Below are 24,316 nucleotides of genomic sequence, written 5' to 3'. Positions count from 1 at the left end.
GGGAGTTTCACCTGCAACAACACGCCTGCACCGGATCGACCGGCGGCGCAAACGAAACAGCCCGCCAAACGGCGGGCTGTTCGCAGCAACAACAACGAACGCGCGGGGCGATCAGTCGTCGTTCTTGGACATGTCTTCGTCGGCGACGACTTCGGCAGCGGCCCATTCCAGTGCTTCACGCTCGGCACGCTCGCGCTCGGCCTTCTCGACTTCGTCGATCAGGGCGTTGTCGATCTTGCGGGCGGCAATTTCGCGCAGCGCCAGCACGGTCGGCTTGTCTTCGGTTTCGCTGTTGTCCAGGGTGGCCTGGACGCCATTGGCCAGCTGACGGGCGCGCTTGGACGCCATCATGACCAGTTCGAAACGGTTGTTCACGACTTCCAGACAATCTTCTACGGTGATGCGGGCCATGCGGGCTCCCGGCAGCCGGTGAGGGCTGCTCAATCGAATGAGGGAAAGGGGACGGATTGTACCGGCCGGGGCTGGACAAAATCAAGCCAACCGGCTAGCACCCCGTTGAGAATCAGTCGGTTGTGGCCGGGTCCTGGGTCAGCAGGGCCTGGATGAGGCCCGCGTGGCGGACCTTCTGGGCCTCCCGGCGCAGGCGGCTGGCCGTGAAGATCGCGCACAGCTCGTCGACCGCGGTCTCAAAGACCTCGTTGACGATCACGTAATCGAAGTCGTTGAAGTGCAGCATCTCTTCACGTGCGGCGGCCAGGCGCTGGGCGATCACCGCCTCGCTGTCCTGCCCGCGCTTGCGCATCCGGTCCTGCAGCGCCTGCCTGGAGGGCGGCAGGATGAACACGGTGACCGTGCCCGGCACCAGCTGGCGGACCTGCTGGGCGCCCTGCCAGTCGATCTCCAGCAGCACGTCCTGGCCAGCCGCCAGCTGCGGCTCGACCGACTGCCGCGCGGTGCCCTTCCAGTCGCCATGTACCCAGGCATGCTCGAAGAAGTCACCGGCGGCGATCATTTTTTCGAACTCGGCGGCGCTGACGAAGTGGTAGTGCTCGCCGTTGATCTCACCCGGGCGGGTGGCGCGCGAGGTGAACGAGATCGACAGCGCGATCTGCGGGTCACGGGCCAGGGTGGCGTTGACGATGCTGCTCTTGCCGGCCCCGGAGGGCGCGGCCACGATGTACAGGGTGCCGCGCGCGGGCTCGGCGGCCGGAGGGGTCTGGCTGCTCATTCGATGTTCTGCACCTGTTCGCGGATCTGGTCGATCAGCACCTTCAGCTCGACGGCGGCATTGGAGGTACGGCTGTCCACCGATTTGGAGCCCAGCGTGTTGGCCTCGCGGTTGAATTCCTGCAGCAGGAAATCCAGGCGGCGGCCGACCGGCTCGCGCTGCTTGAAGACCCGGCGGATCTCGGCGATGTGGCTGCCCAGGCGGTCCAGTTCCTCATCCACGTCCAGCTTCTGCAGCCACATCACCAGCTCCTGCTCGGCACGGCCGGGATCGACCGGGTGCGGCAGATCGGCCAGGCGGGCCGACAGCTTGGTGCGCTGGCCTTCACGGATCAGCGGAATCAGCGTGGTGACCTCGGCGGCGATGCGCTCGATGCTGTCCACGCGCTCCTGGATCGCGGTGGCCAGCTTGTCGCCTTCACGCTCGCGCGCGGCCACGAAGCCATCCAGGGCGGTATCCAGCAGGGCCAGGGCCTCGGCATGCAGGGCGGCCGCATCCACTGCCTCGCCCTGCATCACACCCGGCATCTGCAGCAGTTCGGTGAAGCTCACCTGCAGGCTGGGGAAGCCGGAGGACAACCGGGTGGCCAGCTCACCGAGCTGGCCCAGCAGCGCATCGTTGACCACCAGGGCACCGGTGACGTCCGGCGCACGCAGGCGCATGACCAGATCGATCTTGCCGCGGCTGCAGCGCGAAGCGACGCGCTCGCGCAGTTGCGGCTCCAACGCACGCAGTTCTTCAGGCAGGCGTACGCCGACCTCCAGGAACCGGTGGTTGACCGAGCGCAGCTCACAGGCCAGCGTCCCCCAGCGGGTGGCGCGCTCGCCGTTGGCGTAGGCGGTCATGCTTCGAATCATGCGGGTTTCCGGTGCTCTCAAAGTGCAAATGGTACCCTAGCGGTCTCCTTAGAGCCTCCTCGCCCGCCGGTCTCCGGCCCGGGCGTGGCCCCGCATCCCCCGTCTTACCGGAACTTGAGCATGACTGATTCCCGTCCCAGCGGCCGCCAGGCCGACCAGCTGCGCGAAGTGCGCATCGAGCGCGCCTTCACCCGTCACGCCGAGGGCTCGGTCCTGGTCAGCTTCGGGCAGACCCGCGTGCTGTGCACGGCCAGCGTGGAAAACCGCGTGCCGGGCTTCCTGCGTGGCAAGGGCGAAGGCTGGGTGACCGCCGAGTACGGCATGCTGCCGCGTTCGACCCACACCCGTAACGACCGCGAAGCCGCCCGCGGCAAGCAGGGCGGCCGCACGCTGGAGATCCAGCGCCTGATCGGCCGCACCCTGCGTGCCTGCATCGACCGCGGCGCGCTCGGCGAGCGCACCATCACGCTCGATTGCGACGTGCTGCAGGCCGATGGCGGCACCCGCACCGCGGCCATCACCGGTGCCTACGTGGCCCTGGTGGATGCGGTGAACTTCCTGATCAAGCGCGGCGACATCAAGCGCAACCCGATCTTCGGCGCGGTGGCGGCGGTGTCGGTGGGCGTGTACCGCGGCACCCCGGTGCTGGACCTGGACTACGCCGAAGACAGCGATTGCGATACCGACATGAACGTGGTGATGAACGACGGCGGCGGCTTCATCGAACTGCAGGGCACCGCCGAAGGCCATGCCTTCCGCCGCGATGAACTGGATGCGCTGCTGGCACTGGCCGAAAAGGGCATCAAGGATCTGTTCGCCGCCCAGCAGGCGGCCCTGGCCCAGGCATGAACCGTCGCATCGCCCTGACCACCCTGGTGGTGGCCGACTACGACGAGGCGATCGCCTGGTACACCGGCGCGCTGGGCTTCAGCCTGCTCCAGGACATCGACCAGGGCGACAAGCGCTGGGTGGTGGTCGGGCCGGCCGACGGCAACGCGGCAGCCCTGCTGCTGGCACGCGCCAGCAACGACGAACAGCGCGCGCGGATCGGCAACCAGACCGGTGGCCGGGTCGGTTTCTTCCTGAACACCGATGATTTCTGGCGCGACCACGCGGCAATGACCGCGCGTGGCGTGGTCTTCCTCGAAACCCCACGCGAAGAGGTCTACGCGACGGTCGCGGTGTTCCGCGATCTGTACGGCAACACGTGGGACCTGCTGGAGCCCAAGCAATGAAACTGGTACTGGCCAGCGGCAACGCCGGCAAACTGAAGGAACTGCAGGCCATGCTCGGTGGTCTGCCGCTGGAGATCGTGGCGCAGGGCGAACTGGGCGTCAGCGACGTGCCGGAAACCGGCCTGACGTTCGTCGAGAACGCGCTGATCAAGGCACGCCACGCCTGCCAGAGCACCGGCCTGCCGGCGCTGGCCGACGACTCCGGCCTGATCGTGGACGCACTCGACGGCGCGCCCGGCCTGTACAGCGCGCGCTATGCCGGCAGCCCGACCAACGATGCTGCCAACAACGCCAAACTGCTCGAGGCGATGCGCGAGGTGCCGGCCGAACGCCGCACGGCCCGCTTCTACGCGGTGATCGTGCTGCTGCGCCATGCCGATGATCCGCAGCCGCTGATCTGCGAAGGCAGCTGGGAAGGCGTGATCCTCGACGAACTGCGTGGCAGCCACGGCTTCGGCTACAACCCGCTGTTCCTGGACCCGGTGCTGGCCCAGACCGCGGCCGAAATGGCGCCGGACCTGAAGAACGCGATGAGCCACCGCGCCAAAGCCCTGCAGCTGCTCAAGCAGAAACTGCCCGCCCTGCTCTGATGTCACACGACCACTGCTCCCACCTGCCCGGCGAAGCCTGCGCCGGCGATCACGATCCCGCCCCGCGGCTGGTGACGCCGCCGCTGGCGCTGTACGTGCATCTGCCGTGGTGCGTGCGCAAATGCCCGTACTGCGATTTCAACTCGCACGCGGCCAAGGGCGAACTGCCGTTCGATGCCTACATCGACGCACTGATCCGCGACCTGGACCAGGATCTGCCGCTGGTCTGGGGACGCGTGGTGAGCAGCGTGTTCTTCGGTGGCGGGACGCCGAGCCTGTTCCCGCCCGAAGCGATCGACCGCGTCCTGCAGGCAGCCTCGGCCCGGCTGCGCTTCGCGCCGAACCTGGAAGTGACCCTGGAGACCAACCCGGGCACCGCCGAGCATGGCCGTTTCGATCGTTACCGCGCCGCCGGGGTGAACCGGATCAGCTTCGGGATCCAGACGTTCAACGACGAGGCGCTCAAGCGCCTGGGCCGCATCCACGACAGTGGCGAGGCCGAGCGCGCAGTGAAACTGGCGCAGGACGCCGGCTACGACAACTTCAACATCGACCTGATGTACGCGCTGCCGCAGCAGACGCTGGCCCAGGCCGAGCATGATCTGGAGCGCGCCTTCGCGCTGCAGCCCACGCACCTGTCGCATTACCAGCTCACGCTGGAGCCGAACACCGTGTTCTTCGCGCGGCCGCCGCAGGGGATTCCCGACGAGGATTCGGCGTGGGACATCCAGGAGCACTGCCAGCGCCTGCTGGCCGAGGCCGGCTACGCACAGTACGAAGTCAGCGCCTACGCCAAGCCGGGCCGGCAGAGCCAGCACAACCTCAATTACTGGCGCTTCGGCGATTACCTGGGCATCGGCGCCGGTGCGCACGGCAAGATCAGCAGCGGTGCCGAACAGCACGTGCTGCGCCGCTGGAAGCACAAGCATCCGCAGACCTTCATGGACACTGCCGGCACCCTGGCCTCGATCGGTGGCGACGATGTGATCAGCGCCGAACGCCTGCCGTTCGAGTACATGCTCAACCTGCTGCGCCTGCACGAGGGTTTCGGGCTGAAGGATTTCGAATCGCGCACCGGCCTGGACCGCGCGCAGATCGCCGCGCCGCTGGGCGTGGCCGTGGCCAACGGCTGGATGACCGTCAGCGGCGATCGCGCCACCCCGACCGAACTGGGCCGGCGCTTCACCAACGATGTCGTCGAGCTGTTCCTGCCCTGAAGGCACGACGCCCCCTGTAGTGCCGGCCGCTGGCCGGCTCCCCCACACCCCGGTACTGCCGGCCGCTGGCCGGCTCCCCACACGCCCCGGTAGTGCCGGCCGCTGGCCGGCGCCAGACCTCCCGACGGGCCGTTATGGCAGGCATCCAGCGAAACCGTTAGATTCCGTGTTCTCAGGGGAGCTGGAAGCACATCGGATGTCTGCGCCCGCACTTTCGTCGTCCCAGCCCGACATGACGCGCTTTGCGGACGTGGCCGCACCACCGCGCGTGCGCCGCCTGCTGGCCGCGTTGCACGGGCTGGCGGTACAGACCCTCACCACGCCGCTCAGACTGACCATCGTGGAACTGGAACGCGAGCTGTTCCGCGACGCCGAGCGCGCGCGCAACAGCCAGATCCAGGCCGACATCTTCGCCCAGGCCCGCCAGCTGCACGAGGTCAACGCGCAGTTCGGCCCGCGCTTCCTGGACGCCCTCGGTGACCGCCTGGCCACCCTGCGCGGCCCGCGCCATACCCAGCGCATCGTGCCAACCGAGGTGTCCGTGTCGGCGACCGCGCTGACCCTGGTCAACGACACCGACGTGGACCGCGACATCGTGCTGGTGGACATCATCCGCCGCGAGGCCCAGCGCTCGGCCACCGCCCTGCAGCTGCTGGGCCAGCGCTTCGGCGTGCTTGCCGCCGGCCCGGCCTTCGATGTCGATGACCTGCCGTTCGGCCCCCAGGCCTTGTGCCGGATCGTGCGCGAGCTGGGCGAGCAGTTCGCGCTCGGGCTGGAAACACAGCTGGCGCTGTACCGCGTGTTCGACCGCCAACTGCTGGAGCGGCTGGGCGAACTGCTGGAACGCGCCAACATCCTGCTCGCGCACGAAGGCGTGCTGCCCGGGCTGGTCTACACCCCGTACCTGGCGCGCTCGGCCACCACCCGCCGGATCATCACCGGGCCCGAGCGCGGCCTGCCCGGCGCGCGCGGCGGCGCCGCCGCGCGGCCCTTGACCGCCTGGAACGGCAGCGCCCCCAGCGCGGGCTGGGCCGCAATGACCCAGGCGGCAATGGCGCCGCCGGCCGCTGGGCCGGCCCATGGCATGTCCAACGGCGACGCAGCAGCGCCAGGTCCAGCAGCCGCCACGTCTGCATCGGCGCCAGCCACCAGCGCCCCGCCTGCGGCAACCGATCTCGGTGCACCGGCGATGTCGGCCCTGCACCAGATGCTCGGTGCCGCCCGCCAGGCGCACGCCGCGGGCACCGTGCCGGGCGGCGGTGCCATGGCCGCACAGGCTGTCGCCGCGACGACCGGCGCGCCCACGCCCGCCGCCGACAACGCGTTTCTCGCCCCGGACGCCCCCCCGGCATTGGCGGTTCCCGCCGAAGCGGTGCATGCCACGCTGGCGCGCCTGCAGAGCCAGGCCATTCCCCCCGGCGGCGCCCGCCGCAGCATGGCCGACCTGCACAACGCCCTGCTCGCCCAGGTCCGCGCCGACCATGGCGCGCACGCGGCCCTGACCGTGAAGGACAGCGACACGTTCGACCTGCTCGACATGCTGTACGGGCAGATCCAGCGCGAGGTGCGGCCCGAGGCCGTGGCCGCCGACCTGCTGACCCGCCTGCAGGTACCGGTCGCCCGCGCGGCCCTGACCGATCCGGCCTTCTTCGTGCGCGACCAGCACCCGGCGCGGGAACTGCTCAACGCCGTCGCCGAGGCTGGTGCCAACTGGTTGGGCGAGGAGGACGTGGACCCGCTGCTGGTGCAGAAGCTCGGCCACGCGGTCGACCAGGTAGTGAACGACTACGACGGCGATGTGGCGGTGTTCGACACCGCCAACGAAGAGATCCAGCAGCACTTTCGCGCGCTGGCCCACAAGGCCGAGCTGGCCGAGCGTCGTCATGTCGAAGCCGCCCGCGGCAAGGAACGGTTGGAGGCGGCCAAACAGCAGGCCAGTGCCAGCATCGAGCAGCTGTGCACGCAGGCCGCGCCCCCGCGCTTCGTGCAGGCGCTGCTCAAGCAGGCGTGGTCGGATGTGCTGACCTTGACCCTGCTGCGCAATGGCGAAACCTCGCCGCAGTGGCAACAGCGCCAGCAGGAAACCACCCGGATCGCCGAGGTCACCTGCCTGGCCCCGGGCGCAGGCGCGCGCGATGACGCGCTGGGCAACGAGGTCGAGGCCGCCCTGCTGCAGGTCGGCTATCACCAGGATGAAGCGGCCGCGATCGCGCGTCGCCTGTCCACGCCGGGCGGCGAGGACGACAGCAGCTCGCGCACCGAACTCACCGCGCGCCTGCGCGCGCGCACCCGGCTGGGCGAACAGGCCGACGCCAGCGACCCGCGCAAGGTCGCCCCGCTCGCGCGCAGCACCGCGGAAGACGATTGTTACCGCCAGTTGCGCACACTGCCGTTCGGTACCTGGTTCGAGTTCACCACCAACCAGCAGGGCGACGTCCGCCGCCAGCGGCTCTCGTGGTACAGCCTGATCACCGACAACGCCCTGTTCGTCAATCAGCGCGGGCAGAAGGTTGGCGAGCATTCGCTGGACGCACTGGCCCGGCTGATGGCGCACGGCCAGGTGCGGATCGTCACCGAAGACAAGGGCCGGCTGATCGACCGCGCCTGGCAGGCCACCCTGCGCACATTGCGCTCGCTCGCCGGCAGCCCCGTGGAGAACGCTGGATGACCACGCCCGATACCCGCCGTGCACCGCGCCGCCAGGTGACCGAGCTGGTGCCCGTCACCGACCTGATGGCCGAGACCGTGATCGGCCGGCTCGGCAATGTCTCCGAAACCGGGATGTTGATGCTGGCCTCGGTACCGATGCACGAGGACGCGCTGTACCAGCTGCACTTCGCCATTCCCGGCCCGCAGGGAGAGCCCCTGCGGATCGACGTGGGCGTGCACCTGCTGTGGAGCGAGCAGACCCATGCGCCGGGCCAGGCCTGGGTGGGTTTCCGCTTCCTGACCTTGGCACGCGACGCACGCGAACAGCTGCGCCACTGGATCGCCGAGGAAACTTCGGCAGTCTGAGCGCCGGTTCCGGCACAGCGCCCGCGGGCGGATTGCGGCAGAATCCAAGGCTGCATTCCGCACTGCCAGCGAGCTTCATGCCATGAACCAGCCAGACCTCGGCGCCCTGTATTCCCACCACGCCAGCGTCATGCGCCAGCGCGCCGACGAAGCGCTCGCGCGTGGCGGCTTCGATCATCTGGTGATTCCCAGCGGCACCCAGCATTACCAGGCCTTCGATGATCGCGACTACCCGTACGCGGTGAACCCGAACTTCAAGGCGTGGCTGCCGCTGACCAAGCTGCCCAACAGCTGGCTGGTGTACACCCCGGGCCAGCGCCCGAAAGTGATCTTCTACCAGCCGTTCGACTACTGGCACGTAGTGCCGGATGCGCCGAACGGCTGGTGGGTCGAGCATGTCGATATCGAGATCATCCGCAAACCCGACGATGCGCTGGCGCTGCTGCCCAAGGACGCGGCCCGCTGCGCGATTCTCGGCGAGCCGCAGAGCGCGCTGGGCGCGTTCGTGCCGAACAACCCGACGCCGGTCATCGATTACCTGGACTGGCAGCGCGGCTACAAGACCCCCTATGAAATCGCCTTGATGCGCGAAGCGCAGCGGTTGGGCGTGCGCGGTCATCGTGCCGCCGAGGCGGCCTTCCGCGCCGGCGCCAGCGAGTTCGAGATCCACATGGCCTACTGCCGGGCGGTCGGCCAGGACGCCAATGAGCTGCCGTACGGCAACATCATCGGCCTCAACGAACATGCCGCAGTGCTGCACTACACCGACCTGGGCCGCAGCGCGCCGACCCCGCTGCGCAGCTTCCTGATCGACGCCGGCGCCAGTGCCTACGGGTACGCCAGTGACATCACCCGCACCTATGCGGCCGGCGGCCACGACGAATTCCAGGCCCTCATCGACGCGGTGGACGCGGCCCAGCAGACGATGGGCGCCGGCGTACGTGCCGGGGTGGATTACAAGCAACTGCACATCGATGCGCACCTGTCGCTGATGGGCATCCTCAAGGACTTCGGGGTGCTCAACGTCTCGCCGGAAGCAGCGTTGGCGACCGGCGTGAGCGCGGCCTTCTTCCCGCACGGCCTGGGCCATCTGATCGGCCTGCAGGTGCACGACGTGGCGGGTTTCGCGGCCAGCGACCGCGGTGGCCGCATCGAGCGCCCGCAGGGTCACCCGTACCTGCGCATGACCCGCGTGCTGGAGCCGGGCATGGTGGTCACCATCGAACCGGGCGTGTACTTCATCGACATGCTGCTGGACGAAGTGAAGCAGGCCGGCCACGGGGCCAGCATCAACTGGGACCGCGTGGACTTCTTCCGCCCGTATGGCGGCGTGCGCATCGAGGATGAAGTGCTGTGCACCGAAGGCGATGCCGACAACCTGACCCGCCCGGTGTTCGCGGCCGCGAGCTGAGCGGACATGCAGGTGCCGACCCACGGTCGGCACCTGCGCGACATCGCGGTAGTGCCGGCCGCTGGCCGGCTCCCCAGGATGCCGGATTCCATGCGTAGTGCCGGCCGCTGGCCGGCTCCCCACGATGCCGGGATTTCATGAGGAGCCGGCCAGCGGCCGGCACTACCGGGTGGCTGCACCGCGCAGCCACCCATGGGGTGGCTGCACCCTGAAGCGGATCAGCGCTTGGCCATCTCGTCTTCTATCTCATCGGCACTGCGCGCCAACGCAGCGGTGAGCACCTGATGGCCGTCCTCGGTGATCAGCACATCATCTTCGGTACGAATGCCGATACCGCGCCAGCGCGCTTCCACGCTGCGGTCGTCCGGTGAGACATACAGGCCCGGCTCGATGGTGAACACCATGCCCGGCTCCAACATCCGCGAATCGCCCGCCAACCGGTAATCGCCGACGTCATGCACGTCCAGGCCGAGCCAGTGCCCGGTCTTGTGCCGATAGAAACGCTGGTAATGCGCTTCGGCGATGTTCTCTTCCAGCGTGCCCTTGAGCAGGCCCAGCCGCAGCAGCCCCTCGGTCAGGGTTTCCACCGCGGCCAGATGACCGGCCTCATAGGCATTGCCCGGGCGCGCCTGCGCCAGTGCCGCGGCCTGCGCGGCGCCGACCAGGTCATGCAGCGCGCGCTGCTCGGCACTGAAGCGGCCGTTAATCGGGAAGGTGCGGGTAATGTCGCTGGCGTACCCGCGGTACTCGGCACCGGCATCGATCAGGACCAGCTCGCCGTCCTGCGAGCGCGCGTTGTTGTCGCGGTAATGCAGGATGCAGCCGTTGGCACCGGCACCGACGATGCTGCTGTACGCCGCACACGCGTCATTGGCACGGAACACCCGCTCCAGGTCGGCCTGCAGCTCGTACTCGTGGATGCCCGGCCGCGCCGCGTGCATCGCGGCGCGATGCGCCTGCACGCTGATATCGGCAGCGCGCTGCATCACGGCGATTTCCGCCGTGGATTTGAACAGCCGCTGTTCGTGCAGCAGGTGGCCCAGTTCCAGGAATTCATGCGGCGGCTGCGCGCCATGCCGCACCTGCGAACGCACACGGTTGACCCAGCCGATCAGCTTGAGATCGAACTCGGCATCGCGGCCGAAGTGGTAGTACACCCGCGAGCGCCCTTCCAGCAGGCCGGGCAGGATGTCGTCCAGATCGTCGATCGGATACGCATCGTCCATGCCGTACTGCGAGACCGCCCCTTCCTGGCCGGCGCGCGCGCCATCCCAGGCTTCACGGTCGGCGTCGCGCTCGCGGCAGAACAGGATCACCTCGCCATGGCGACGGCCCGGGATCAGCACCAGCACGGCCTCCGGTTCCGGGAAGCCGCTCAGGTACCAGAAATCGGAGTCCTGCCGGAACGGGTAATGCGTATCCAGGCTGCGCACCCGCTCGGCGGCGGCCGGCAGCACCAGGATCGCGTCGTCGCCGGCCATCTCCATCAACTGCTGGCGGCGACGCGTGTATTCGGCGGCGGAGATGCCGGTCAGCTGCCGGATATCCATCTCAGTTCAGGCGCTGCCGATGGCGCGCCGCCATGACGCAGTCGCCGTGCAGGAGCAGCACCGCCACGCGGATGAACTCCTCGATCTCGGCCAGCGCGTCTTCGTCATCGTCGTTGCCGCTTTCGAAGTCTTCACTGGAGGCCTGGGCCAGCTTGGCCAGATCAGTCAGCGCCTCGTCGCCCTCTTCGGACAACGCCGGGCGGTTCTGCCCCGAGCCCAGCCCGAAACCGCCCAGGAACGCACGCGCCCAGGTGAACAGGGCATCGGCCTGGGTGGCGGTGTCGCTGGCATCGCTGAGCAGCAGTTCGAACGCGAAATCGCGGTCTTCCAGCTGCGCCACGCTGGCATCGAGCAGGCGTGCCAACGCATCGCCCTCGGCCGGGGTCGGCAGGTTGTCATCGGCCAGCACGCGGGCCGGCCATTCACGCACCGGCGCACCGCCGGCAGACAGCCAGCCGCACAGGCCACCGTGCAGTTCAGCGGCGCTGGCGCCCAGGCCCAGGGCCTGGCTGGCCTGGTTTACGTCGTCGACACTCGGGAGTTCGGTCATCTTGGGGCTACGGTTTGTGAGCGCCACAGTGTACCAATCCACCCGTGTCCGCCGGGTTGCGATGGCCGTCCCCGCGGCCGGCCCCGGCACCCCGGGGGCGACCGCCCCCAGGCCCCGTCATTATTCGCTTGACCGCCCCGTCCGCCCTTGCCTATCGTGCCGGTCATGGAACCCGCCGACGCCATCGCCCAGTTGCAGGCCTTCGCTGCCCGCGTGGAGGCGTTGCTTGAGCGCAACCAGCGCCTGGCCGACGAGAACCGCAGCCTGCGCCATCAGCAGGAACAACTGGTGGCCGAGCGCTCCCAGCTGCTGGCCAAGAACGAGCAGGCCCGCTCCCGGGTCGAAGCGATGATCACCCGCCTCAAATCCCTGGAGCAGCACACATGAGCCAGACCGAACCGGTCAGTGTCCGCATCCTGGACCGTGAATACACGGTGGGCGTGGGCGCGGAGGAACGGGAGAGCCTGACCGCCGCCGCCCGGCTGCTGGACGCCAAGATGCGCGAGATCCGGGGCAGCAACCGGATGGCCGCGGTGGACCGCGTCGCGGTGCTGGCCGCGCTGAACCTGGCCCATGAGCTGCAGCAGCTGCGCGATGAGCACGCCCGCCAGGCGATCGCGCTGCAGCAGACGCTGAGCGATCTCAACCGCCGCCTTGACCGGGCGTTCGACAGCGCCGGGTGATCCACGGTCGTGGTTCCACGCCATTCGATTGCACACGTACATCGCGTGGCCTTCATCCATCTGAATTGATGTGCAATTCGACCGACGAACGGACTGGTCGAATTGCCCAAGAACGCTATAATCCTCGTCGCGTTCTCTGCTGTGAACGACGGCGTGTGCAAACATTCGCCTTGTCCCTTAATTACGACCACGGGTGCGCGACGGCGCCGGGAGTGCAAGTCCGCCTTGTAGCGGGAAGCCCGATGGAACCCCAGCGTACCCACTTGAACCCCGGGTTCAAGGTCGTTTCGCATGCATCGTCACGGCGGAGAATGCAATATTCCAGCAAGAGCGGCGTTCCCCTGGGACGTCGCTCTTGTTTTATCCGCTTCCCCCGCACGCTCCGGACCCAGGCATGACCGACCCGCGCTCCGCACTGCGCCAGCAGCTGCGCCAACGCCGCCGTGATCTCCCCGCCGCCGTGCGCCTGGCCGCCGCCGAACCGTTGGCCGATGCCCTGCTCGCCCTGCCGTTTGCGCCTGCCCAGGGGCATGTTGCCGGGTACTGGGCGATGGATGGCGAGATCGCACTGCACCGCTGGCAGATGCAGTTGCCCGCCGGCCTGACCTACTGCCTGCCGGTGCTGCACGAGCAGACGCTGCGCTTCGCGCCATGGCGCCCGGGGCAGGCGCTGACCGCCAACCGCTTCGGCATTCCCGAACCCGACCTGTCGCTGGACGACACGCTCGCGCCGGAACAGATGGGGCTGGTCGTCGCGCCGCTGGTCGGTTTCGACGCGCAGGGCCGCCGGCTGGGGATGGGAGGCGGCTGGTATGATCGCAGCTTCGCATTCCGCCACCAGCGCCCGGCGCCGCCGTGGCTGGTCGGGGTCGGCTTCTCGGTCCAGCAGGTCGATGACCTGCCGGTACAACCGTGGGACGTCGCGGTGGATGCGATCTGCACCGACGTCTCCACCCTTGTCTGCGTACCGACCAACGGTCGGCACCTACCGTAATCAAAGACTCCGCATGACCGCACGCAAGCGCTACTGGCTGATGAAGTCCGAACCGGACGCCTTTTCCATCGATGATCTGCAGCGCGTGGGCCGCGAGCCCTGGAACGGCGTCCGCAACTACCAGGCGCGCAATTTCATGCGCGATGGCATGAAGGTCGGCGACGGGGTGATGTTCTACCACTCCAACACCAAGGTGCCGGGCATTGTCGGGCTGGCCACGGTAGCCAGCGAGGCCTACCCGGACGACACCCAGTTCGATCCCAGGTCCGATTACTACGACCCCAAGGCGACCCGCGAAGAACCGCGCTGGATGCTGGTGGACGTGGCGTTCGAGCGCAAGCTGCGCGACACCATTTCGCTGGACGAGATCAAGCTGCACGCCGATGCGCTGGGCGAAGGTTTCCCGCTGACCGCGCGCGGCAACCGCCTCTCCATCCTCCCGGTGACCGCCGCGCAGTGGAAGCTGCTGCTGTCGCTGGAAACGCACTGATTCCCTTTCCTCCAAGAGTTGCCCGCCATGTCCGAAGCCAAACGCCTCGCCGCTGAAAAAGCCATCGAATACGTCGAAGACGGCATGATCGTCGGCGTCGGCACCGGCTCCACCGTTGCCTACTTCATCGACGCCCTGGCCAGGATCCAGCACCGCATCAAGGGCGCTGTCTCCAGCTCGGACCAGAGCACCGCGCGCCTGAAGCAGCACGGCATCGAGGTGCTCGAGCTCAACCACACCGGCAACCTCTCGCTGTATGTGGATGGTGCCGACGAATGCGATGGCAACAAGAACCTGATCAAGGGCGGCGGCGCCGCGCTGACGCGTGAGAAGATCATCGCCGAGGCCAGCGAGCGCTTCGTGTGCATCATCGACCCGAGCAAGCAGGTCAAGGTGCTGGGCAGGTTCCCGCTGCCGGTGGAAGTGATCCCGATGGCACGCAGCCTGGTCGCCCGCCGCATCATGGACATGACCGGCGGCCAGCCGGCCTGGCGTGAGGGCGTGGTCACCGACAACGGCAACGTGATCCTGGACATCCACCACCTGGAGATCACCGATCCGGTCAAGCTGGAGCGCGAGCTCAACCAACTGCCCGGCGTGGTCAGCGTCGGCCTGTTCGCGCGCCGCCCGGCCGATGTGGTGATCATCGGCGGCGAGCCGCCGGTCGTGATCTGACCCCCGTGGCCGGCGCCCGCGCCGGCTGCCCCCAACGAGGCAATCCCATGTCCCTGTCGCGCCTGCTGCCCCTGCTTCTGCTGCTCACCCTGGCCGGCTGTGCCAGCACCAACGCCCGTCACTGGGTGGAGCTGGACGGCAACCGCTACCACGTTGAACTGGCCACCAATGACGACACCCGCGCCCGCGGGCTGATGTTCCGCGACCAGATGCCGGAGGACCACGGCATGCTGTTCATCCATGAACGCGAAGAGCTGCAGGCGTACTGGATGAAGAACACCAAGATCGCCCTGGACATCCTGTACTTCGATGCACAGCGCCGCCTGGTCAGCCAGCAGCGTGACGTGCCACCGTGCTCGGCCGGTGACCGTTGCCCGCCCTACCCCAGCAGCGAGCCGGCCCGTTACGTGCTGGAACTCAATGCCGGTCAGGCCGAAAAGATGAAGCTCAAGGACGGTACCGAACTGAAGTTCGGCCCCGGCATCGCCGACGGTAAATAAAAGGGACCCGATAAACGCGCCGCGCCCTTGAATCGCGGCGCGTTTGTCGCCAGTCTTGTCCCATGCAGGGGCAGATCACATTGCCGACGTGGGAATCGCTGGCCGAGCTGGATGACGAGGCGCTGCCTTTGTTGCCGACCGCGCTGCTGATCGCCCGGGACGAATACCCGGACCTGGACCCTGCCGTCTACGACGCGGTCCTGCAGAGCCACGCCGACCACCTGCGCACCGAGATCGCCACGATCGACATGTGGCCGCTGAAGATCGCCGCGGTCAACCGCCATCTGTTCGACGAACTGGGCTACAGCGGCGACCATGGCGAATACTACGACCCGCGCAACAGCTATCTGAACCAGGTCTTCGAGCGCCGCCTGGGCAACCCGATTTCACTGGCGCTGGTGCAGATGGAAGTCTCGCGCCGGCTCGGCATCCCGCTGGACGGGGTGTCCTTCCCCGGCCATTTCCTGGTGCGCCTGCCGCTCAACGACGGCGTGCTGGTGATGGACCCGTTCAACGGCGGCCGCCCGCTCGGCGTGGAAGAACTGCGCGAACGCGCCCGCTCGCACCTGGGCGGTGAAGTGCCCGACGACGATGTGCTGGCACAGATCCTGGACCCGGCCCCGGCGCGCGCGATCCTGATGCGGATGCTGCGCAACCTGCATGGGGTCTATGTGGAACGGGGTGAATGGGACCGTGCCGCACGCAGTGCCGATCGCCTGCTGAAACTGGCGCCCGAACAGGACGATGCGCTGCGCGACCGCGGCATGGCCTACCTGCAGCTGGACTACGAGGCGGGCGCGCGCAACGACCTGGGGCTGTACCTCAAGCGCAATGCCAGGGCCAGCGACGCCCAGTACGTGCGCGAGAAGCTGGTCAGCCTGGGTGGCGCGGTGCCGCGCCTGCATTGAAAGGCGCCATGACGCGGCGCCGGCCCGGCCTCAGTCGACTTCGACCATCTCGAAATCGTCCTTGGTCACGCCGCAGTCCGGGCACGTCCAGGTATCGGGAATGTCTTCCCAGCGCGTGCCCGGGGCGATGCCCTCTTCCGGCAACCCGTCTTCTTCCCGGTACAGGAAGCCGCAGACAACGCACATCCAGGTGCGGAAGGTGGTGGCGGTAGCGTCGGTCATCGGATAATCACGGCAGGACAAGAGCTGACAGCGCTCATTGTCCCACTCCCGTTGCGCTACCGGTAGCCATTGATGAATCACGCTTCAGCCCCCACGCCGCCCCGCGGCGTCTACCTCATCACCCCCGACGAACCCGATACCGCACGATTGCTGGCGCGAACCGCGCCGCTGTTGGCGGCCGGCGCCACCTGGCTGCAGTACCGCAACAAGACCGCCGATACCGCCCTGCGCCTGGAGCAGGCGACCGCGCTGCAGGCGCTGTGCGCGCCGCACGGCGTGCCATTGATCATCAATGACGACCCGGCGCTGGCCCATGCCGTGGGCGCCGCTGGCGTACACCTGGGCGGCACCGACGGCGACATCGGCGCGGCGCGCGCCCTGCTGGGCCCCGACGCCATCATCGGCGCGTCCTGCTACGACCAACTGGCCAATGCCGCGCGTGCCGTGGCCGAAGGGGCCAGTTATGTGGCCTTCGGCGCGTTCTTCCCTACCACCACCAAGGTCACCGCCAGCCGTGCCACGCCGGACCTGCTGCGGCAAAGCGCCGCACTGGGCGTGCCGCGGGTGGCGATCGGCGGGCTCAGCCCGGACAATGTGGGTCCCATCATCGCGGCCGGCGCCGACCTGGTGGCCGTGGTCAGCGGCATATTCGCCGCCCCCGACCCGGTTGCCACCCAGCGCGCCTTCCTCGCCCAGTTTCCGTAAGACCCAGGACACCCCATGAACCACGACCAGTCCCACGCCCTGTTCACCCGCGCCCAGAAACTGCTGCCGGGCGGCGTCAACTCGCCCGTGCGCGCGTTCAAGTCGGTCGGCGGCGAGCCGTTCTTCGTGCAGCGTGCCGATGGCGCGTACCTGTACGACGTGGACGGCAACCGCTACATCGATTACGTCGGCTCCTGGGGCCCGATGATCGTCGGCCACAACCACACCGCGGTGCGCCAGGCGGTCAAGCAGGCGATCGGCAACGGCCTGTCCTTCGGTGCGCCGTGCGAAGCGGAAGTGACCATGGCCGAAACGCTGACCCGGCTGGTGCCGTCCTGCGAGATGGTGCGCATGGTCAACTCCGGTACCGAGGCCACACTGTCGGCGATCCGGCTGGCGCGCGGCGCCACCGGCCGCAGCCGCATCGTCAAGTTCGAAGGCTGCTATCACGGCCACGGCGATTCGTTCCTGGTCAAGGCTGGCAGCGGCATGCTGACCCTGGGCGTGCCGACCTCGCCGGGCGTCCCGGCCGGCCTGAGCGAACTCACCCTGACCCTGCCCTACAACGATTTCGAGGCCGCCACCACGCTGTTCGCCGAACAGGGCGAGCACATCGCCGGCCTGATCATCGAGCCGGTGGTCGGCAACGCCAACTGCATCCCGCCGCGCGAGGGCTACCTGCAGCACCTGCGCGCGCTGTGCACGCAGTACGGCACGGTGCTGATCTTCGACGAAGTGATGACCGGCTTCCGCGTGGCCCTCGGCGGCGCGCAGGCGCACTACGGCGTCACCCCGGACCTGACCACCTTCGGCAAGATCATCGGCGGCGGTATGCCGGTGGGTGCCTATGGCGGTCGCCGCGAGCTGATGTCGCAGATTTCCCCGGCTGGCCCGATCTACCAGGCGGGCACGCTCAGCGGCAATCCGGTGGCGATGGCCGCGGGCCTGGCGATGCTGGAACTGGTGCAGGAACCGGGCTTCCATGATCGCCTGGGCGCGGCCAGCGCGCGCCTGTGCGCCGGGTTGGAAGCGGCCGCGGCCGAGGCCGGCGTGGCCGTGACCACCACCCAGGTGGGCGGCATGTTCGGCCTGTTCTTCACCGACCAGAAGGTGGACACCTACGCCCAGGCCACCGCCTGCGACATCACCGCGTTCAACACCTTCTTCCACGCGATGCTGGAGCGCGGCGTGTTCCTGGCCCCGTCGGCGTACGAAGCCGGCTTCATGTCCAGCGCGCACGACGACAGCGTGATCGACGCGACCATCGACGCGGCGCGCGAAGCGTTCAAGGTCGTCAAAGGCTGATCGAACACGGCAGGTGACGACCGTTGGTCGTCACCGCGTGCGTGCCGATCACCCGGTCTACCGACCAGCGGTCGGTAGCTACCGGTTGGTTTCAGTTCGGCGCTCAGCCGAACAGAAAACGGCCTTTCATCATCGCAAAGTGCCCCGGGAACGAGCAGAAGAACGTGTAGTCGCCGCCCTTGGCCAGCTTCGCGGTCGAGAACGTCACGCTGGTGGTCTGCCCACCGCCGATCACCGCGGTATGCGCCAGCACGCGCGCATCGCCCTTGGGCAGGTAGCTGTCGGCCAGGGACGTGCGCATGCCGGCCATCGCCACCGGCTGGTAGTCCGGGGTCCGCGTGAGCACCCAGTTGTGGCCCATCGCGGTAGCGGCCAGCTTGCCGGTGTGGCGCAGGGTCAGCTTCACCTGGCTGCAGTCCGCGCCGACCTTGATCTCCTTCTGGTTGAAGCTCATCTGGTCGGTGCTGTCGATGCTGACCGCGCACACGCGGGCATGGGCAGCCGGGGCCAGCATCAGGCCGGCGAGCAACACGGGAACAAGCAGTTTCACGGCGATCTCCATCGAACAGTCCACGCGATTCTAGAGTCCGTGCCCGCGCCCGGCCTGCGACGCGATGTCGCAGCGCGCGCCCCGAGTGGGGTACGGTCAGCATTGGACCTGGACGAGAGTGCGCGATGGCCGTCGCCGTGGAATGCCTGCTGCTGGATTTCGATGGTGTGCTGGTGCGTCATGCGCGGCACCTGCGCGTGCGCCACCTGGCGGCCAGCACCGGCTGCAGTGTCGCGCAGGTACAGGCGGCCTTGTTCGACAGCGGCCTGGAGCAGCAGCACGACGCCGGCCTGGACAGCACGCGGTACCTGCACCAGTTGGGGGCGGCATTGGACAGCACGGTGAGCATCGCGCAGTGGCAGGACGCCCGCATCGCCGCGTCCGCGCCACAGACCGGGGTGATCGAACGCATTGAACAGGTCGCGCGCCGCCTGCCGATTGCGATCCTCACCAACAACGGCGCGCTGATGGCGGACACCATTCCGCGCATCCTGCCGACCCTTGCCCCAGCGCTGCAGGGGCGCATCCTGTGCAGCGGCGCGCTGGGCGGACGCAAACCGGACCCGGCTGTATTCGTGCACGCGATGGCGCTGCTGGGCGCACGCGCCGGGCGCACGCTGTTCATCGACGACCTGTTCACCAACGTGCGCGGTGCGCGTCAGGCGGGATTGCAGGCGGAAACCGCCACCGACAGTCGCAGCATCGGCAAGGTGTTGAAACGGTACGGCCTGGCGTAGAGCCGACCAGCGGTCGGCTCTGCCACAGCAGCCGACCAACGGTCGGCTCTACCGGGAGGCGATGAAGGATTGCACCGCCGCGCGCAGGCGCTTGAGGCCTTCGGCGATTTCTTCATCGGTGATGTTCAGCGACGGCACGAAACGCAGCACGTCCGGGCCGGCCTGCAGGGTCAGCAGGCCGTGTTCGGCGGCGTGGTCGAGGATGAGACCGGCCTGGCCGGCAAAATCCTTGTCCAGCACCGCGCCCAGCATCAGGCCGCGACCGCGGACCTGGCTGAACACCTTGAACTCGTCGTTGATCCTGCCCAGCCCATCGCGCAGCGCCTGCGACTGACGGCTGACGTTGTGTGCGATCTCCGGCGAGGACAGCTTGCGCAGCGCCACGCGGGCGACAGCCGCGGCCAGCGGGTTGCCGCCGAAGGTGGTGCCGTGGGCACCGAACTGCATCACCTCGGCCACCTTCGGGCCGGCCAGCATCGCGCCGATCGGGAAGCCGCCGCCCAGCGCCTTGGCCAGGGTGACGATGTCCGGCTTGATGTTGTCCTGCCAATGCGCGAACAGCGTGCCGGTACGGCCCATGCCCGCCTGGATCTCATCGAGCACCACCAGCGCGTTGTGCTGGTCGCACAGCTCGCGCACGCGCTGCAGGAAGCCCGGCTTGGCCGGCATCACGCCACCCTCGCCCTGGATCGGCTCGAGCATCACCGCGGCGACATCACCGGCGGCCATCGCGGTTTCCAGCTGGACCTCGTCGTTGAAGTCGACATAGCGGAAGCCACCGGGCAGCGGTTCGTAGCCTTCCTGGTACTTCGGCTGGGCGGTGGCGGTGACCGCGGCCAGCGTGCGGCCGTGGAAGCTGCCGCGGAAGGTCACGATCACGCGCTGGTGCGCCGGGCGGCCCAGCGAAGAGGCCCACTTGCGGACCAGCTTGATCGCCACCTCATTGGCTTCGGCGCCTGAGTTGCACAGGAACACGCGCTCGGCGAAGCGCGAGGCGGTGACCAGCTCCTCGGCCAGGCGCAGCGGCGGCTCGCTGTAGAACACGTTGCTGGTGTGCCAAAGCTTGCCGGCCTGCTCGATCAGCGCCGCCTTCAGGTCCGGATCGTTGTGGCCCAGGCCGCACACGGCGATGCCGGCGGCCAGATCGATGAACTCGCGGCCCTGGTTGTCCCAGACGCGCGCGCCCTGGCCGCGCTCGAGCACCACCTGGCGCGGTTTGTAGACCGGCAGGTAGTAATGCGACAGGGACAACAGCGGATCGGTGGCAGCGGCGGTCATGGCAGTCAGGGGCTCAGGAAAGATCCCATTCTCGCGCTTTGGGCCGGTGGGGCACAATGCGGCCCATGCGACCGTTCACCGCCCCCCAGCTCAACCCCGCCACCGAGACCGGCTGGCGCCGCCAGTGGTTCGACATCATCTACCGCCACGACACCCGGCCCTCGCGCAATTTCGACCTGCTGCTGGTCTACGCGATCATCGCCAGCGTGGTGGTGGTCATGTTCGACAGCGTGCAGCGCTTCCATGCAGCCTACGCCGACTGGCTGTACGTGCTGGAATGGGGCTTCACGATCGTATTCACCGCCGAGTACCTGCTGCGGCTGGTGGTGGTCAAACGCCCACTGCGCTACGCATTCAGCATCTGGGGCATCATCGATCTGGCCTCGATCCTGCCCACCTACCTGTCGCTGTTCATCCCCGGCGCGCAGAGCCTGCTGGTGGTGCGCGCGCTGCGCATCCTGCGGGTGTTCCGGATCCTCAAGCTGACCCGCTACATCGAAGAAAGCGGCGTGCTGATGGAATCGCTGTGGCGCAGCCGCCGCAAGGTGCTGCTGTTCCTGTTCACGGTGATCACCATCACCATCATCGCCGGCACGATGATGTACGTGATCGAAGGCCCCAACCACGGCTTCACCAGCATCCCCAGCAGCATGTACTGGGCGGTGGTGACCATGGCCACGGTGGGCTTCGGCGACATCGTGCCGCAGACCGTGCTCGGCCGCTTCGTCACCTCGGTGCTGATCCTGATCGGCTACAGCATCATCGCCGTGCCGACCGGCATCTACACCGCCGAACTGGCCAACACCATGCGCGATGCCGAGCATGCCGCGCGCCGTGATGCGCGCGGCTGCCCGCATTGCGGGCTGGAAGGCCACGAACCGGACGCCGTGCATTGCCGCCATTGCGGCGAAAAACTGCCCCCGGTCTTCAACGTCTGATGCTTGCGGCGGGCCGCCAGGCAGCCCGCCGCGCGATCACTCAACGCGCGCCGCTGGTCCGCGCCAGGCGGTTGCTCATGTCGACCAGGTCGTTGTAGCTGGCCAGCAAGGCTTCGGCCGAGCCCTGCGGGTTGCTGATCCGCCCACCGCTCTCCATCAGCATCTGCTCGCTGCGGGTATACGGCTTCTTCGACTCGACGCGCTCGATGCGGCGGCCGGCATCGCGGGCCAGTGCATCGGCGGCGCGCTCCACGTGGCCCCACATCGCATCGCCCTTGCCGATCTTGTCATCCTGCGCCTGCTGCAGCAGCGCCTGGAACGCCGCGAGCTGGGTGCGTGCCACCGCCAGATCGGGCGTCTCGCTGTTGAGCAGCTGCGTGAGCTGCTTGCCATCACCGAGGATCTTGATCTGGTAGTACGCCATCGAGCGGCCTTCGGAAGCTTCAATCTCCTTGAGCTGTTCCGCACGGCGTTCGTCTTCGCGCTTTTCCAGCGCGGCATCCAGCGCGGTGCCTGCGTCGAAGAACGCCGTGTACGCCTTCATCAGCGGGGCATGCTGGCTGCGCATCCCGGCATGGTCATCGCGCAGGTAGTCCTCGCGGCTGTAGTAACGGTCGGCCTGCTCGATAAGGGCGTACAGGTCGACGAACGTCTTCTGGTAAGCGCTCGCCGCCGGATCCAGCTCGGGCTCGGCCGGCGTCATCGCCAGCGCGGCGACCATCGGGGCGTTGCACGCCTCCACGCGATGCGACAACACCGTGCCCGGCCCACGCACCTGCTTCTCATTGCCGGTAGGGCCAGCCTCCGGATCCTGCATCCAGCCAATGTACTGCTGGAAGCCTTCGTGGATCGGCTGTTCAACGGCGTTGAAGCAGGCGATGTAGGCGTTCACCTTTTCCACGCCCTGGGTATCGGCAACGCTGCCCGGGCCCTTGCTGCAGGCGCCGAGCAGGCTGATCAAGGCGATGGCGGCGGCGAGCGGTGCGGTCCGTGTGCGGAATGACATGCATGTGTCCATACGATTTGGGGCCCGCACCATAGCAGCCCGGCCTGTGCAGCGTTTGTCATCGCGCACGCGGCGCGCACCGCGCGCGCGTCAATCCAGGAACAGATCGGGCATCAACGGACGCGACGGATCGACGGCATAGCCACTCAAATCAGTGATGCCGGCCTGCGCCAGCACCTCGTCATCCAGCAGGAACTGCCCACTGAAGCCGGCCGCCTCGCGGGTCAGCACCGCGTGTGCGGCATCGGCAAGAATGGCCGGCGTGCGGCAGCCGCCGATGTCCACGCCGGGAATCATGTTGATTGCGTCAGTGGCGATCACGGTACGCGGCCACAACGCATTGACCGCCACGCCCTGTGGGCCGAACTCCGCGGCCAGGCCAAGCGTGACGAAGCTCATGCCCATCTTCGCCAGCGTGTAGCCGGTATGCGGCGCCCACCACTTCGGGTCCAGGCTTGGCGGCGGCGCGAGGGTGAGAATGTGTGGATTGGGTGCCTGCAGCAGGTGCGGCAAGCAGGCCTGCGCGCACAGGAAGCTGCCGCGTGCGTTGACCTGCTGCATCAGGTCGAAACGTTTCATCGGCGTGTCCAGCGTGCCGCGCAGCCAGATCGCGCTCGCGTTGTTGACCAGGATGTCGATGCCACCGAAGGTATCCACGGTGGCGGCGACGGCCGCACGCACCTGGTCTTCTTCGCGGATGTCGCACTTCAGCGCCAGCCCCTGGCCGCCGGCGGCGGTGACCGCCTCCGCTGCGCTGTGGATGGTGCCGGGCAGCTTGGGGTTGGGCACCGAGGACTTGGCCGCGATGGCGATGTTGGCCCCGTCCCGTGCAGCACGCAGTGCGATGGCCAGGCCGATGCCGCGCGAGGCGCCGGTGATGAACAGGGTCTTGCCTTGCAGACTGGCCATGCGCGGATTCCTTCGATGCGATTGCAGTGAACCGGCATTATGCCGCCCCGGCGCACACACCGGATTCATGCGCCGCGTCGATACTGGGCGTTCACGTTCTGCATGGAATGAGCGACATGACGGCGATCCGCCTTCCCCTGACCGCGCTGGCGCTGGTACTGGCCATGGCTGCCTGCCAGCCCGCCGGCGACCCGTCCACCGCCCCTGTGCAGGCGGCCGCCACCGTTCCCGGTACGGCAGGTGGCGCCTCCCCCTTCAGCGAAGCGGCGATCTGGGACGGCGAGGTGGACGCCTGCCGCGGCCAGGCGCCGGTTGCCGATGATTGCCTGTCCAAGGCGATGCAGGCGGCCAAGGCCAGCCCGCAGGCGATCGCCGCGGCCCATCAGCTGGGCGCGCAGGGGAATCCCGGCTACGTCAGCGCATGGCGTGACCAGGACGGCGTGGGCATTGCCACCATCGAGTACCCGTTCCGTGCCAATACCAATGAAGGCACGCTGCTGGTCGACAGTGCCGGGCATACCGTGGATGTGGATGCGGATGTCCTGCCGGAAATGTCGCGCGCCGATGCAACGGTCAAACCCTTCCTTGATGCGCACCCGGACGCCTCACCGTTCGCCCCCGCCGAGGCCAGCGGCAGTGAAGCGCTGCCCAACGGCGGGCTGCGCCTGATCTACAGCACGCCGCTGCGCACCTGCCATGCCTGCGCGGACGAGGGCATGCTGCGGGTCGCCTACGAGTTCGACGCGCAACGCCGCTTCACCGGCAAGCAGATCCTCGACCTGCGCTGAGCGCAGGCATCGGC

The 24,316-nt window shown here is 68.0% G+C and carries 29 protein-coding genes and 1 other RNA gene; 20 read left to right on the top strand and 10 right to left on the bottom strand.

Annotation, left to right across the window (positions count from 1 at the left end):
• Positions 1 to 111: 111 nt before the first annotated feature.
• From rpoZ to POS15_RS00940, 3 genes are all read right to left on the bottom strand, one after another.
• Positions 112 to 411 carry a DNA-directed RNA polymerase subunit omega gene (gene rpoZ, locus POS15_RS00950; RefSeq protein ID WP_005410877.1) on the bottom strand — a complete coding sequence of 100 codons (300 nt, stop codon included), beginning with the start codon at positions 409 to 411 and terminating at the stop codon, positions 112 to 114.
• A 112-nt stretch (positions 412 to 523) separates the two neighbouring features.
• Positions 524 to 1,189 carry a guanylate kinase gene (gene gmk, locus POS15_RS00945; RefSeq protein ID WP_046274013.1) on the bottom strand — a complete coding sequence of 222 codons (666 nt, stop codon included), beginning with the start codon at positions 1,187 to 1,189 and terminating at the stop codon, positions 524 to 526.
• Positions 1,186 to 2,046, bottom strand: coding sequence for a YicC/YloC family endoribonuclease (locus POS15_RS00940; RefSeq protein ID WP_019183867.1), 861 nt, complete (start codon positions 2,044 to 2,046; stop codon positions 1,186 to 1,188). The genes gmk and POS15_RS00940 overlap by 4 nt, the downstream gene beginning before the upstream one ends.
• A gap of 120 nt (positions 2,047 to 2,166) precedes the next feature.
• Here POS15_RS00940 and rph point away from each other — a divergent pair, with 120 nt between their 5' ends.
• From rph to pepQ, 7 genes are all read left to right on the top strand, one after another.
• A complete protein-coding gene (rph, locus tag POS15_RS00935) occupies positions 2,167 to 2,895 on the top strand; it encodes a ribonuclease PH (RefSeq protein ID WP_046274014.1) in 729 nt (242 codons plus the stop codon).
• Complete coding sequence (locus POS15_RS00930) at positions 2,892 to 3,281, top strand: VOC family protein (RefSeq protein WP_019183865.1); 390 nt, start codon at positions 2,892 to 2,894, stop codon at positions 3,279 to 3,281. The genes rph and POS15_RS00930 overlap by 4 nt, the downstream gene beginning before the upstream one ends.
• Positions 3,278 to 3,871, top strand: a complete 594-nt coding sequence (gene rdgB / locus POS15_RS00925; RefSeq protein WP_019183864.1) for an RdgB/HAM1 family non-canonical purine NTP pyrophosphatase — start codon at positions 3,278 to 3,280, stop codon at positions 3,869 to 3,871. Before POS15_RS00930 ends, rdgB begins: the two co-directional genes overlap by 4 nt.
• On the top strand, positions 3,871 to 5,088 hold the full coding sequence (hemW, locus tag POS15_RS00920) for a radical SAM family heme chaperone HemW (protein ID WP_284128818.1): 1,218 nt from the start codon (positions 3,871 to 3,873) through the stop codon (positions 5,086 to 5,088). Before rdgB ends, hemW begins: the two co-directional genes overlap by 1 nt.
• Before the next feature lie 196 nt (positions 5,089 to 5,284).
• Positions 5,285 to 7,756, top strand: a complete 2,472-nt coding sequence (locus POS15_RS00915) for a DUF1631 domain-containing protein (RefSeq protein ID WP_284128817.1) — start codon at positions 5,285 to 5,287, stop codon at positions 7,754 to 7,756.
• Positions 7,753 to 8,103, top strand: coding sequence for a PilZ domain-containing protein (locus tag POS15_RS00910; protein WP_019183861.1), 351 nt, complete (start codon positions 7,753 to 7,755; stop codon positions 8,101 to 8,103). The genes POS15_RS00915 and POS15_RS00910 overlap by 4 nt, the downstream gene beginning before the upstream one ends.
• 82 nt (positions 8,104 to 8,185) lie before the next feature.
• The gene (gene pepQ / locus POS15_RS00905) at positions 8,186 to 9,514 is read left to right on the top strand and encodes a Xaa-Pro dipeptidase (RefSeq protein ID WP_019183860.1); all 1,329 of its coding nucleotides are present in this window, start codon (positions 8,186 to 8,188) and stop codon (positions 9,512 to 9,514) included.
• Between the two features lie 218 nt (positions 9,515 to 9,732).
• Here the strand turns inward: pepQ and POS15_RS00900 are convergent, their stop codons facing one another.
• Positions 9,733 to 11,058 carry an aminopeptidase P N-terminal domain-containing protein gene (locus tag POS15_RS00900; RefSeq protein WP_284129610.1) on the bottom strand — a complete coding sequence of 442 codons (1,326 nt, stop codon included), beginning with the start codon at positions 11,056 to 11,058 and terminating at the stop codon, positions 9,733 to 9,735.
• 7 nt (positions 11,059 to 11,065) lie between these two features.
• The gene (locus tag POS15_RS00895) at positions 11,066 to 11,614 is read right to left on the bottom strand and encodes a UPF0149 family protein (RefSeq protein ID WP_019183858.1); all 549 of its coding nucleotides are present in this window, start codon (positions 11,612 to 11,614) and stop codon (positions 11,066 to 11,068) included.
• A gap of 165 nt (positions 11,615 to 11,779) precedes the next feature.
• Here POS15_RS00895 and POS15_RS00890 point away from each other — a divergent pair, with 165 nt between their 5' ends.
• The 8 genes from POS15_RS00890 (at position 11,780) to POS15_RS00855 (ending at position 15,864) form a co-directional block, all read left to right on the top strand.
• Positions 11,780 to 12,001, top strand: a complete 222-nt coding sequence (locus POS15_RS00890; RefSeq protein WP_019183857.1) for a TIGR02449 family protein — start codon at positions 11,780 to 11,782, stop codon at positions 11,999 to 12,001.
• A complete protein-coding gene (locus tag POS15_RS00885; RefSeq protein ID WP_019183856.1) occupies positions 11,998 to 12,297 on the top strand; it encodes a cell division protein ZapA in 300 nt (99 codons plus the stop codon). The genes POS15_RS00890 and POS15_RS00885 overlap by 4 nt, the downstream gene beginning before the upstream one ends.
• Positions 12,298 to 12,427: 130 nt before the next feature.
• A non-coding RNA gene (gene ssrS, locus POS15_RS00880) (6S RNA) lies at positions 12,428 to 12,612 on the top strand.
• A gap of 79 nt (positions 12,613 to 12,691) precedes the next feature.
• Complete coding sequence (locus POS15_RS00875) at positions 12,692 to 13,291, top strand: 5-formyltetrahydrofolate cyclo-ligase (protein WP_284128816.1); 600 nt, start codon at positions 12,692 to 12,694, stop codon at positions 13,289 to 13,291.
• A 13-nt stretch (positions 13,292 to 13,304) separates the two neighbouring features.
• Positions 13,305 to 13,781, top strand: coding sequence for an EVE domain-containing protein (locus POS15_RS00870; RefSeq protein ID WP_284128815.1), 477 nt, complete (start codon positions 13,305 to 13,307; stop codon positions 13,779 to 13,781).
• A 27-nt stretch (positions 13,782 to 13,808) separates the two neighbouring features.
• Positions 13,809 to 14,456 carry a ribose-5-phosphate isomerase RpiA gene (gene rpiA / locus POS15_RS00865; protein ID WP_070425838.1) on the top strand — a complete coding sequence of 216 codons (648 nt, stop codon included), beginning with the start codon at positions 13,809 to 13,811 and terminating at the stop codon, positions 14,454 to 14,456.
• Between the two features lie 47 nt (positions 14,457 to 14,503).
• The gene (locus tag POS15_RS00860) at positions 14,504 to 14,956 is read left to right on the top strand and encodes a DUF192 domain-containing protein (protein WP_070425839.1); all 453 of its coding nucleotides are present in this window, start codon (positions 14,504 to 14,506) and stop codon (positions 14,954 to 14,956) included.
• 62 nt (positions 14,957 to 15,018) lie between these two features.
• On the top strand, positions 15,019 to 15,864 hold the full coding sequence (locus POS15_RS00855) for a tetratricopeptide repeat protein (RefSeq protein WP_284128814.1): 846 nt from the start codon (positions 15,019 to 15,021) through the stop codon (positions 15,862 to 15,864).
• Positions 15,865 to 15,894: 30 nt separating this feature from the next.
• Here the strand turns inward: POS15_RS00855 and POS15_RS00850 are convergent, their stop codons facing one another.
• The gene (locus POS15_RS00850) at positions 15,895 to 16,086 is read right to left on the bottom strand and encodes a rubredoxin (RefSeq protein ID WP_037553342.1); all 192 of its coding nucleotides are present in this window, start codon (positions 16,084 to 16,086) and stop codon (positions 15,895 to 15,897) included.
• A gap of 72 nt (positions 16,087 to 16,158) precedes the next feature.
• On the opposite strand from POS15_RS00850, the gene thiE reads away from it, so the two are divergent.
• A complete protein-coding gene (gene thiE / locus POS15_RS00845; protein WP_284128813.1) occupies positions 16,159 to 16,791 on the top strand; it encodes a thiamine phosphate synthase in 633 nt (210 codons plus the stop codon).
• 15 nt (positions 16,792 to 16,806) lie between these two features.
• Positions 16,807 to 18,096, top strand: coding sequence for a glutamate-1-semialdehyde 2,1-aminomutase (hemL, locus tag POS15_RS00840; protein ID WP_284128812.1), 1,290 nt, complete (start codon positions 16,807 to 16,809; stop codon positions 18,094 to 18,096).
• A gap of 103 nt (positions 18,097 to 18,199) precedes the next feature.
• Here the strand turns inward: hemL and azu are convergent, their stop codons facing one another.
• On the bottom strand, positions 18,200 to 18,658 hold the full coding sequence (gene azu, locus POS15_RS00835) for an azurin (protein WP_284128811.1): 459 nt from the start codon (positions 18,656 to 18,658) through the stop codon (positions 18,200 to 18,202).
• Positions 18,659 to 18,771: 113 nt separating this feature from the next.
• Between azu and POS15_RS00830 the strand changes: the two genes are divergently transcribed.
• Complete coding sequence (locus POS15_RS00830) at positions 18,772 to 19,383, top strand: HAD-IA family hydrolase (RefSeq protein ID WP_284128810.1); 612 nt, start codon at positions 18,772 to 18,774, stop codon at positions 19,381 to 19,383.
• A gap of 48 nt (positions 19,384 to 19,431) precedes the next feature.
• Here the strand turns inward: POS15_RS00830 and POS15_RS00825 are convergent, their stop codons facing one another.
• Complete coding sequence (locus tag POS15_RS00825; RefSeq protein ID WP_284128809.1) at positions 19,432 to 20,661, bottom strand: acetylornithine transaminase; 1,230 nt, start codon at positions 20,659 to 20,661, stop codon at positions 19,432 to 19,434.
• Positions 20,662 to 20,726: 65 nt separating this feature from the next.
• On the opposite strand from POS15_RS00825, the gene POS15_RS00820 reads away from it, so the two are divergent.
• Positions 20,727 to 21,599 carry an ion transporter gene (locus POS15_RS00820; protein WP_019183844.1) on the top strand — a complete coding sequence of 291 codons (873 nt, stop codon included), beginning with the start codon at positions 20,727 to 20,729 and terminating at the stop codon, positions 21,597 to 21,599.
• 40 nt (positions 21,600 to 21,639) lie between these two features.
• Here POS15_RS00820 and POS15_RS00815 read toward each other — a convergent pair whose 3' ends face one another.
• Both POS15_RS00815 and POS15_RS00810 read right to left on the bottom strand, forming a co-directional pair.
• Positions 21,640 to 22,605: a YiiG family protein gene (locus tag POS15_RS00815; RefSeq protein ID WP_019183843.1), complete on the bottom strand. Its 966-nt coding sequence runs from the start codon at positions 22,603 to 22,605 to the stop codon at positions 21,640 to 21,642.
• Positions 22,606 to 22,695: 90 nt separating this feature from the next.
• Positions 22,696 to 23,514, bottom strand: coding sequence for an NAD(P)-dependent oxidoreductase (locus tag POS15_RS00810; RefSeq protein WP_070425847.1), 819 nt, complete (start codon positions 23,512 to 23,514; stop codon positions 22,696 to 22,698).
• A gap of 116 nt (positions 23,515 to 23,630) precedes the next feature.
• Between POS15_RS00810 and POS15_RS00805 the strand changes: the two genes are divergently transcribed.
• Positions 23,631 to 24,302: a hypothetical protein gene (locus tag POS15_RS00805; protein WP_070473558.1), complete on the top strand. Its 672-nt coding sequence runs from the start codon at positions 23,631 to 23,633 to the stop codon at positions 24,300 to 24,302.
• The last annotated feature ends 14 nt before the right edge of the window (positions 24,303 to 24,316 follow it).

This window comes from Stenotrophomonas sp. BIO128-Bstrain, assembly GCF_030128875.1.
GTDB classification, from domain to species: Bacteria; Pseudomonadota; Gammaproteobacteria; order Xanthomonadales; family Xanthomonadaceae; genus Stenotrophomonas; species Stenotrophomonas bentonitica_A.
Note: the sequence above shows the minus strand (reverse complement) of the source record. Positions and strands in the feature narration are given on the sequence as shown.